Here is a 9,770-nt window from a genome sequence, read left to right as displayed (position 1 = left end):
GCCCAGCGCGCGCAAGGGGCGGCTGGCGATGAGCAGGGCCGAGATGAAGCCCATGAAATTGCCCACGCCGCTGCCGCCGGTGGCGTTGCGCCAGCCCTCGAAGCCGATGACCATGGCCACCGCGAGGCCGCCCAGCACTTCGAGCATCGGGTCCAGCCGGGAGCGGATCTGGGTCATGCGCAGCAGCGAGTGGTATAGCTGGTCGAAGGTTTTGTTGGCGCGTTTCTGCTCGTGCTCCTCCAGGCCGTAGGCGCGCACGGTGCGGGCCTGGGCGAAACTCTCGTTCAACATGGCGGCGGCCTGGCCCATCTGGCCCTGCATGCCGTCCGAGGCATGGCGCATGCGCTGGCCGATTTTTTGCACCGGGATGCCGGCCAGCGGGTAGAGTGCGGCGGCGATGAGGCTGAGTTTCCAGTCGATCACGATCATGGTGACAACCAGCCCGGCGAGGGTGGCGGCGTCGGCCACGGCGCTAACCGCCCTGGACATTGCTCCGCCGATTACCGTCGCATCGGTGGTGAAACGGGCGGCGATCTGCGCCGGGGCCTCGCGCTCCACCCGCGCCAGGGAGGCGTTGGAGAGGTGGCGGAACATGGCCACCTGGAGGCGGCGGATCACCTGGAGCACCATGTCCTGCGTCAGCACGGACTGGAAATACATCGAGAGGCCCTTAATGGTGGTAATGATAAGCACCAGCACCGGCACCTGATAGAGGATGCGCGGGTCTTTATGAGAGAACATGTCGAAGGCCCATTTGATCAGCGCCGGGTAGGCCGCCGTGGTGGCCGACATGACCAGGGTTGCAAGAACGATAAACACGATGCGCCAGCGATAGTGGCGTATATGATCTTGCCAAAGGCGGAGCATGAGGGGGAGCGTGGGAAGAGCTTGAGACATAGAGGTGGGGTTAGTCATAAAATATGGAATAACACAAATAAAATAACGGCGGGAGGGGCGGCAATAGATATAGCACGAACTACGCTGAGCGGCTAAATAGTCATTTATCTGCGGAGAAAAGTAACATCGTGGTCAGTAAAACTCGTGAGTTCATTGTCCTGCGTGGTGCCGTGTATCGCGTGCGACCTTTTGATCGCGCGCAGAAACGCGGTTATATGCGCATGGCATTCGAGCGGCCTGGCACCGGCCAGCAGAGCTGGTTCGTTCCGGTTTGCAACGGGCTCGATTTCTGCCTGCGTACCAATGAGAAGGTCGTGACGGTCTCGATTGACCCCGATGAAGCTATGATCGAGCAGGCAGGGTTTCGCACTGCGCTGATAGCGTCGGTGCGGCGCCGTTTCACCCGGTTGCGGCGCAGCACCCTAAAATTTAACGGCGTTGAGATTTTTCCTGAAGGGCCAAGGAAGAAGACAAAGATCTTTGGTAAGCTCGTCCGCGCCCATTGGCACAATCATGCGTTCGACAGTCAAATGCTGCGCGACCTCCCCAAGCTGGTCGAGGGATGGCCAATCGGGCCCGATGAAAATCCCGCTCCCAGCGCACTCTTGAGCCCCGGTATCGCCGTAGCGCTCCATCTCCACTATGATGACCTCTGGCCCGAGATTGAAACCCAGCTCAAGCGGTGGAATGTCGCGTTCACGCTGTTCCTGAGCATCACGCATGAAAATCCCGAACTGGTGGATCGCATACAATCCGCCTTCCCCGGCAGCGTGGTTCGCGTCGTCGAAAACAGTGGTCGCGACGTCCGCCCGTTCCTGTTGCTGCTTGAAGAGGGCGTGTTCGATTCCTTTTCTTTGATTTGCAAAATCCATGGCAAAAAGTCGCTCGGCACCGGTCACGCGGCCATTTTTGGCGACCTGTGGCGCCGCACGATATTTCTGGATTTGATTTCGACGGACCTTCAGGTTCGCAAGATACTCCAACTCTTCGAAGACGATCCTCAGGTTGGGCTGATTGGGCCACGGCGCTTCCACGCAATATCAAATAACACAAAACCTCAAGATTTACTCGGAAATAATCGCCCGGCGGCCGAGGCCATCGCAGCAAAGATGGGCAGCGTGATCCGGGACAATGCGTTTGACTTCTTCGAAGGCACGATGTTTTGGGTAAAGCCGCAAGCCCTTGCGCCACTTCGGGAGCTGCGCCTTTCGGAAAACGCCTTTATGCCGGAAGGTGGGTTAATTGACGGAGCTGTCGAGCACGCGATCGAGCGCCTTTTCAACCATACCGCGTACCTTGCTGGCTTTCGCGTCGATGACGTCATGGTGAATTCTTAGCGGCAATTTCGGAATGACCCAGCTGATAGACATCAGCACGATGAACTGTTCGGTTCCGGTGCCCGCTTCAAGGAATTCCTTGGACCAGGAATAATACATACTCTCGGCAATGCCCTCGCGCCGACATAGCTCGGAGATGCTGTGCTCACCGCGCAGCCCCTCCAGCACAATGCGGATTTTATCTTCAGCCGAATAATGCCGCCGGGTCGCGCGGCGAATGTCACGCACTACCGCCTCGGTAGGTGGTTTTGAAGTCGAGGATTTCTGGCTCATCTACGCTCCTTCGTCGCTATGATGAGCCAGAAATCCTCCCTTATTCAAGATGCCAGTTTTGTCTCAAGGGCACTGACGGGGGGACAGTCCATACGGGCCTCAGCCTGCTGGCGCACCCGGTGAGTTTTTTTGCGCGAGGAATTCAGCCACCGGAAACTTGGCATCTGCGACCAAGCTATGCGCGCGCCCGATAATAAATGGCTGGAGACCGCCGGGATCGTGCTCGTGCGGCAGAAACCTGGTTCGGCCAAGGGGGTAATGTTCATCACCATTGAGGATGAAACCGGCATCGCCAATCTGGTGGTCTGGCCCAACCTCTACGAGAAGCAGCGCCGGATTATCCTCTCCTCGGGTATGATCGCCGTCTATGGACGGGTGCAGCGGGAAGGAGATGTTGTGCATCTCATCTCGCACCGGCTCACCGATTTGTCGGCCGAACTGGCAAGTGTCGGGGAGCGTGATGTTGCGTTTCCTGCGCCGCAGGGGCGCTGCGACGAGGCAAAAACAGTTAAGAGTCCTGACACGCGAGTGGCATTGGGCAACGAGGTCAAGGAAATCCATCTCCCCGATTTTCATATCAACAGGATCCTGCACGTCTCCAGGAATCGCTGGGAGCGCCGATGACTGACTAATTTCACATAAGGGCTAGCCTCGGCGAATACCCAAAAAATAAACAGCTATTGGTTGTATTGACGGCAATCTAAGGTTGCTCTAGGTGTGGCCGATATTTGGTTATATCATTCGCAAGGGTTGAACGTCATGGGCAAAGAGAAAGTCGACAGTGTGGCTGGTGAGAAGCGATTAAGCCCCGTCGACGCGTATGTTGGGTCTCGTATCCGCCTTCGCCGCACGTATCTCGGGTTGTCTCAGGAAGGCCTTGGTGACGCGCTCAATCTTACATACCAACAGGTGCAAAAATATGAACTCGGCAACAACCGAGTGGGCGCCTCACGTTTGTTTGAAATTTCTCGGGTGTTGGATGTACCCATCAGCTACTTTTTCGATGATATGCCGAAAGGTGTATCAGAAGCCCCTAATTCCGGCGAGTGCAGGCGCGCGTCGGAAGTTTCTGAGTTGCATAGACAGTTTAATGCTTCGGCAATGGGCATATTGTCTACGCGTGAGACACTCAACGTAGTCGACGCTTATTACGGTATTTCCAATCCATCCTCGAGGCAACAGATGTTCAAACTTATAAAATCCCTCGCCTCATAAGTCGAGGAAATCTAAATTTTACAATGTTAACATTGGATTGAACGAGGAGGTTACGCCATTCCCCGTAGCTTGCGCTGACTATGGTTGCCCATCAAAGATAAAGTTTGTTGATATATTGAGCTTTTTTAGCTCAGATGACTGCCGGTAATGGAGATGACATAAATTGGAGCAATTGAGTGCTTGTCATTGGTTTCGCAAAATAAAATCCTTGCACAAAATCACAGCCCAAGCTCTGGACATATTTGAGTTGTGCTGATGTTTCGATGCCTTCTGCCGTGACGGGCATTTCAAGAGCCTTTGCCATCCCCATTACCGCCTCGAAGACATGGTGCCGATCCTCAGGATTGCTGATCCTGGAGACAAAAGATTTGTCAATTTTGATAAAATCGAACTTGAACATATCAAGATATGAAAGTGACGCATATCCTATCCCGAAATCGTCGAGTACGAGGGTTATATCGAGATCTCTGAGATCCTGCAGGGTTTGGAGATTTGGCGAATTCTGCGACAGCAAGACCGATTCGGTAATCTCAAGTTTCAATCGCTTCGCAGGCAGGCCGGATGTCAGTAGGACACTGCTGACCATGCGGTAAACATCATCGAGTTCGAACTGGCGGGGCGAAATATTCACCGATACCTTTACTGTTTCGGGCCATTGGTGGGCTGCTTCACAGGCACGACGGAGCACCCATGCTCCAAGCTTCGTAATCAGACCGCTCTCTTCAGCGACAGGGATAAATTCGGCGGGCGAAATCATGCCCCGTGTCGGATGATTCCAACGGATCAATGCCTCCACGCCGACGATACAGCGTTTAGACAGCTGAATGATCGGTTGAAACTCCAAAAAAAATTCATCTCCAGCTAAAGCAGAGATCAAATCCATGTGCAGATGGCTTGTCTTATCGAGTAAATTTTGCATTTCCTGGCGGAATACACGATAGGCGCCCCGGGCCTGCTTTTTAGCTTCGTATAGCGCGCGGTCAGCTTGCTGGTACAGACTATCGCTGTTGGTGCTGCCGAGATTCGAAAAAGCAATACCAATTGACAGACTAGCCCTAATCGAGATTCCATCGACATCAAAAGCGACCTGCATTGCTGTGTTAAGGCGTTCAGCAAGTTGTATCGCGTCTGCTGAAGTTCTTACGTCCGGCAGCATGATGAGAAATTCGTCACCACCGCTACGGGCGAGCAGATCGCTCCTGCGCAGGTGAGACAGCAAGCGGTTTACAATCAGTTTGAGCAGGCTGTCACCTACGGGATGGCCGTACTTGTCATTGATATCCTTGAAGTAATCAACATCAAGACAAAGCAGGGCGACCATATTTTCGGGTGTTTGCCGGGTGAGAGTGTCATGAAGCTTTGTAAATAGCGTGGTCCGGTTGATCGCTCCGGTCATAAGATCATGACTTGCTGCATGAAGCAGTTCTTTTTGGATTATATGCTGTTCTGATATATTACGGAGGAACAGTGAAACGTCATCCACGCCACTATAAAGGTGAACGTCAAGCCACATATCAGCGAGCGGCCAGAAATACTCGAAATGCGCGGCTTCTCCAGCGCCCATAGCTCGATCGAGTGCATCCCTAATTTCGGCCCCATGGATCTCAGTAAACAGGTTTCTTATACAATCTCCGATCTTTGCTGTGTTCTGGCCGAGTAAGGCAACCGCTTTGCTATTAAAAAATGTTATTTTTCCATTTCGATTGCAGACGATAACGGCATCGCCGGTCGTCTCTAAAACACGCGATGCGAGCGCATCGGAACTGCGTCTTGCTTCCTCCGCCGCATAGCGGTCTGAAACATCCTCAAGCGTGCCGTACCAACGGATAATTTGCCCCTCGGGACTCCTGCGGGCCGCGGCGCGTGCCCGAATCCACGCGTAGCCACCGTCATGCCGTCTTAGACGATATTCCGCATCAAGCCGGTCCCCGGTCCCAAGGCTGTGTTTCCAGGCGTGTTCAATGCGCGATTGATCCTGGGGATGGACGGCCTCGATCCAGCCGCCCGGCGCAGCCTCTTTGCGACGTACGCCGGTCAGAACGAACCATTGTGGCCCAACATCGAGGACGCTACCGTCGGGGGCTGCCACCCACGGAATTTGTGGATGCAGTTCCACCATATGGCGATAGTTGTCCTCACTCTCCTTTAGGGCGGAGATATCCGTTGTCGTGCCAACCATGCGCAAGGGGCGGCCGTCGCCGTCCCGGTTGATCACCTTACCCCGGCTGAGCACCCATACGTAGTGGCCATCCTTGTGCCGCAGGCGGTGCTTCACCTCGTAGGTATCGGTTATCTGCTCAAAATGTGCCTGTATCTGCGCCTTAACATAGTCAAGGTCATCTGGATGGACGCGCCCATAGCTTTCCTCGATCTTGTTGGATGTCGGCATGTCTTTAAAGCCGAGGATCGAGAACCAACTCGACGAATAGCGAATTTCACCGGTAACGACGTTGCGGTCCCAGATACCCGTGACGCTACCTTGAAGGGCCTCAAGCCAAATATCCGAGAAATCGTCCAATTTATTGTAAAAAAAAGGTCGATTAGGCGAATTATCGTCCGATTGCGTCATTTGATCCGTCCAGTGACGAACGCTCGCTTGTTCCAGCAAGATTTTCTGGTGAGGATGCCGGCCGGCTCACTGTAGCGGGGCTTTCCCTTACTGTCAGCTTTATGAGGTTGTGCGCCGTGCAGACCAATGCTCACAGGCGTTTCACCTTATCGATTCCCGCGTTGGAAACATTGGCAGAAACCTCTAGCGCACATCGTATGCCCGAAAGCGGGTTCGGCGAATTGTTTTTGCATCGGATGTTCGTTTCCATACCCCCTGTGCGGGAGCCTTGCACGTATCCGGCATTGGCTTGGCAGCTTCTTGCCATCGCCGACTGATTTGTCATGCCTGCGGCCACTTGGTTGCATTCTGTACGCGCATTGAGACCTTGGACGGAGGCCTCGGACAAGAAGCCGTTACCCGTGCGAAATCCCCAAGGCGATTTTATCGATCTCGAATATTTGATCATTTTACGTTCACAATTGCGTTACTCGGCGCCTAATGCATTGGCTTTTTTGTTGGGTTTTGTCAATTATAGGTTGATTAGATTGTTATAATTTTCAATTAAATAGAGATTCTCACGACGCTATTCTTGGTCGACGACGGGGGTGAATATGTCAAAATCAATCCAAAGCAATCGCCAGGGGAGTGCTATTAGAGGCGAAAATCTTGCTTTTACCGACCTTGACGATCCTGTGGCACTTCTGGAGCGTACGTTGCTGGTAAAGGAAATTGTGTCCGTGAAGTTGGAGAAACTTCAGGAGGGGCATATTTTTCTTATTGTCATCAACATTGCCGACACTAACCACTATGACGACATTATCGGGGTTTTTGGCTATAAATTTGCCGACGATCTATTGAACATTCGTCTAGCGGATTTACAATTCATCAGCAAAATACAATCTTTTTTTCGTGTTGGGTTTTGGAGTATTGGCTTTATTTATCGGTCAAAAACTGTCGACGAGATGAAGTCTATCCGGACTTTGCTGAACGACGTTTTGGCCAAACCGCTGATCTGCAGGGGCATCCCTATTGCCATTAAAGCCGGAATCGGCGTCTGTGATCTGATGAAGAGCCCGATCGCGGCGGAAGATCTGTTGCAGGCGACTTATCTCGCTGGACAGGCTGGAGCAGCTTCTCCCACCGGTTGGGCGGAATGCAACTATGATCATGCCAATGACCACCGCCGCGCCTTTACCTTAATCTCCGATATCAGCAATGCGATGAACACGCCGGGGCAGTTCAAGCTCGCCTACCAGGCGCGTGTAACGCTTCGTACCGGTAAGGCCGATGCTGTGGAGGCGTTGCTGCGCTGGCATCACCCGGTGTTAGGACGAATCACGCCTGACGAATTTATCCCATTGGTCGAGGCAACTGGGTTAATCCGCGATCTGACATTCTGGGTGCTGTCCTACGCGATCAGTCAGGCCGCAAAATGGCATGCGGACAATCAGAAAGTTAAAATCTGCGTAAAAATTTCAACAAAAAATCTCGAGGAGGATGATTTCGTAGGTCGAATCACTGCTCTGCTAGAACTGCATAAATTCAGTCCGAAATTTCTGGAACTTGAATTTTCCGAGCGCCGCAGCTTTGAGAATCCATCGATCGCGCGCAGCCGGTTTCTTGAACTGCGTGCAATGGGTGTCAATATTTCAATTGACGATTTTGCGACAGGCAAAGATAGTTTCCGGACGTTGGCAAATATTCCAGCCAATTTTCTTAAAATAGACAGGCGGGTCATAAAGTTTTTGCCCGATAATCTCCGGTACCAAGCACTGGTGAGATCAATGATCCATATGGCCCATGAGATGGACATGCAAGTGGTCGCTGAAGGAGTGGAAACATCCGCGGTACAGGAAATGCTTCGAGCCTGGAATTGCGATTTTGCCGAAGGGTATCTGATCAACTGGCCCATGCCGGCAGACGCTTTCATAAGTTGGTTCACTGAGACTTTCCCCCGCGAGTAGGGAGTTGCTCTCGACCGACGGACCCTCGGTGGGTGTTGACTGGATCGGGGCATAATCTCAGGTGGGGCCGTTCAGCGCTGGCCGGTGCCGACAACGACGGGCCCAGGGCGGACATAACCGGTCATTTTGCGTCGTCCGAGAGCAGACATCCGTAAGGTGGTATCAATCAAGATTTTGATGTCGCGCGCAACCTATCGCGATACCGCATCGCCTCGACCAGCAGAACAAAGGCTGGGGTCGGCTGCCGTCGGCTAGGATAGTAGAGATGATAGCCGGAAATCGGCGAGCACCACTCGGAAAGAACGCGCACAAGCCTGCCCTCGGCAATATGTATTCGCGCTAGATCCTCCGGCACATGCGCCAGCCCAAGGCCAGCCAGGGACATGTTGAGCATCATCGTAATGGTGTTGAAGACGAACTGCCCATCCACCCGCACTTTGAGCTCACGGCCACCTTTTGCGAATGGCCAGGTATATAGACCGCCTGAAGCGGGAAGACGCAGCCCGATGCATGTATGCTCAGACAGATCATGCGGCGTCTGTGGCCGGCCGCGCGGTTTGAAATAGGCGGGCGTACCGACGACGGCCTGACGAAAATCCGGACCGATACGGACGGCGATCATGTCCTTTGCCACTTGCTCGCCAAGGCGCACCCCCGCGTCGTAGCGTTCCGCAACGATGTCGGAAAGGTGATAATCGTTTCGGCCTGTCTGAGGCCAGCCTGAAGACCATTCGCCGTGCTCATACGGTTCTGCCCGTGGCGGCCCTGCAGACGGAATATTCTCTCATGAACACAGACCCCGAGCACAATGGCGTGCTCGCGGTCTGTGAAGAACTGGGCATAAATTTTGTTCCCTGGGGGCCTATTGGGATGGGATATCTTACCCAGAAGCTGAATGCGGATACGACGCTCGACACAAATCTCGACCTGCGCTCAGGGTTTGACCGGTTCAGGCCGGAGAACATCGTAGCCAATAAGCCGCTTGTTGATCAAATCGCGCATCTTGCCGCGAAAAAAAGACAACAGTTGTGCAGCTATCACTCGCGTGGTTGCTGGCGCAAAAGCCGTTCATCGTTCCTATTCCTGGAACAAGCCGCGTCAGTCATCTGCACGACAATCTCGAAGCGAGCCGCATTGAGCTCGCGCCCGAAGACCTTGACGAGATCGCGGATGTTCTCTCCAGTATCACAGTCCATGGCGGCCGCACGAACGAACAGCAGATGCAGGTTGTCGAGCAAGCCTAACACAAGTCTTCGCGGTGCTGTTTATATCCGCATTCCCTGCGGTTAGGACACACACGTAACTCCAGGGCCTTCCAGTCTCCCAGTCCAGCGGGCAAGTTGGGTAGATCCCAAATATAGGGTGTCTGTCCGAGCGGGTATTCTACCCGAAAATTTGCATGAAAACCGGGCTAAAACGGGGTGAAGTCCCCTCCCATTCAAAATCGACATCAAAGATAGAGCGCTTCTAGCATTACAGTTGTGATTTAGATTTGATGTACGCTTTCTGTGCGGCGGCTTGGTGAGCTCGGCG

The 9,770-nt window shown here is 53.5% G+C and carries 8 protein-coding genes and 1 pseudogene; 5 read left to right on the top strand and 4 right to left on the bottom strand.

What is annotated here, in order from left to right; translation table 11 throughout:
• Positions 1-819, bottom strand: an 819-nt coding sequence (locus tag QQJ84_RS06545; protein ID WP_284257325.1) for an ABC transporter permease, incomplete at its 3' end; no start/stop codon positions are given.
• A gap of 206 nt (positions 820-1,025) precedes the next feature.
• On the opposite strand from QQJ84_RS06545, the gene QQJ84_RS06540 reads away from it, so the two are divergent.
• Entirely contained in the window at positions 1,026-2,234 is a 1,209-nt protein-coding gene (locus tag QQJ84_RS06540; RefSeq protein ID WP_284257324.1) for a rhamnan synthesis F family protein, read from the top strand.
• Here QQJ84_RS06540 and QQJ84_RS06535 read toward each other — a convergent pair.
• Positions 2,136-2,507: a transposase gene (locus tag QQJ84_RS06535; RefSeq protein WP_284257323.1), complete on the bottom strand. Its 372-nt coding sequence runs from the start codon at positions 2,505-2,507 to the stop codon at positions 2,136-2,138. The two genes, QQJ84_RS06540 and QQJ84_RS06535, sit on opposite strands and share 99 nt — an antisense overlap.
• A 129-nt stretch (positions 2,508-2,636) precedes the next feature.
• Here QQJ84_RS06535 and QQJ84_RS06530 point away from each other — a divergent pair, with 129 nt between their 5' ends.
• Together QQJ84_RS06530 and QQJ84_RS06525 are read left to right on the top strand one after the other, a co-directional pair.
• A complete protein-coding gene (locus tag QQJ84_RS06530; RefSeq protein WP_284257322.1) occupies positions 2,637-3,131 on the top strand; it encodes an OB-fold nucleic acid binding domain-containing protein in 495 nt (164 codons plus the stop codon).
• 135 nt (positions 3,132-3,266) lie between these two features.
• A complete protein-coding gene (locus tag QQJ84_RS06525) occupies positions 3,267-3,722 on the top strand; it encodes a helix-turn-helix domain-containing protein (protein WP_284257327.1) in 456 nt (151 codons plus the stop codon).
• Between the two features lie 130 nt (positions 3,723-3,852).
• On the opposite strand, the gene QQJ84_RS06520 is transcribed toward QQJ84_RS06525, so the two are convergent.
• Complete coding sequence (locus tag QQJ84_RS06520) at positions 3,853-6,291, bottom strand: bifunctional diguanylate cyclase/phosphodiesterase (protein WP_284257321.1); 2,439 nt, start codon at positions 6,289-6,291, stop codon at positions 3,853-3,855.
• A 593-nt stretch (positions 6,292-6,884) separates the two neighbouring features.
• Here QQJ84_RS06520 and QQJ84_RS06515 point away from each other — a divergent pair.
• On the top strand, positions 6,885-8,237 hold the full coding sequence (locus QQJ84_RS06515; protein ID WP_284257320.1) for a GGDEF domain-containing phosphodiesterase: 1,353 nt from the start codon (positions 6,885-6,887) through the stop codon (positions 8,235-8,237).
• Positions 8,238-8,403: 166 nt separating this feature from the next.
• Here the strand turns inward: QQJ84_RS06515 and QQJ84_RS06510 are convergent, their stop codons facing one another.
• Entirely contained in the window at positions 8,404-8,916 is a 513-nt protein-coding gene (locus tag QQJ84_RS06510) for a LysR substrate-binding domain-containing protein (protein ID WP_284257326.1), read from the bottom strand.
• Positions 8,917-8,993: 77 nt separating this feature from the next.
• On the opposite strand from QQJ84_RS06510, the pseudogene QQJ84_RS19465 reads away from it, so the two are divergent.
• Positions 8,994-9,481, top strand: a pseudogene (locus QQJ84_RS19465) (aldo/keto reductase).
• Positions 9,482-9,770: the final 289 nt, after the last annotated feature.

The organism is Acidocella aquatica (assembly GCF_030160635.1).
In the GTDB taxonomy this organism is placed as follows: Bacteria; Pseudomonadota; Alphaproteobacteria; order Acetobacterales; family Acetobacteraceae; genus Acidocella; species Acidocella aquatica.
The sequence above is the reverse complement of the archived record's forward strand: the minus strand, read 5'-3'. Positions and strand labels throughout refer to the sequence as shown.

Excerpts from the sequence above, each read along its gene's own strand:
- QQJ84_RS06535 (WP_284257323.1), bottom strand. The coding sequence starts at position 2,507 with ATGAGCCAGAAATCCTCGACTTCAAAACCACCTACCGAGGCGGTAGTG.
- QQJ84_RS06525 (WP_284257327.1), top strand. The coding sequence starts at position 3,267 with ATGGGCAAAGAGAAAGTCGACAGTGTGGCTGGTGAGAAGCGATTAAGC.
- QQJ84_RS06520 (WP_284257321.1), bottom strand. The coding sequence starts at position 6,291 with ATGACGCAATCGGACGATAATTCGCCTAATCGACCTTTTTTTTACAAT.
- QQJ84_RS06515 (WP_284257320.1), top strand. The coding sequence starts at position 6,885 with ATGTCAAAATCAATCCAAAGCAATCGCCAGGGGAGTGCTATTAGAGGC.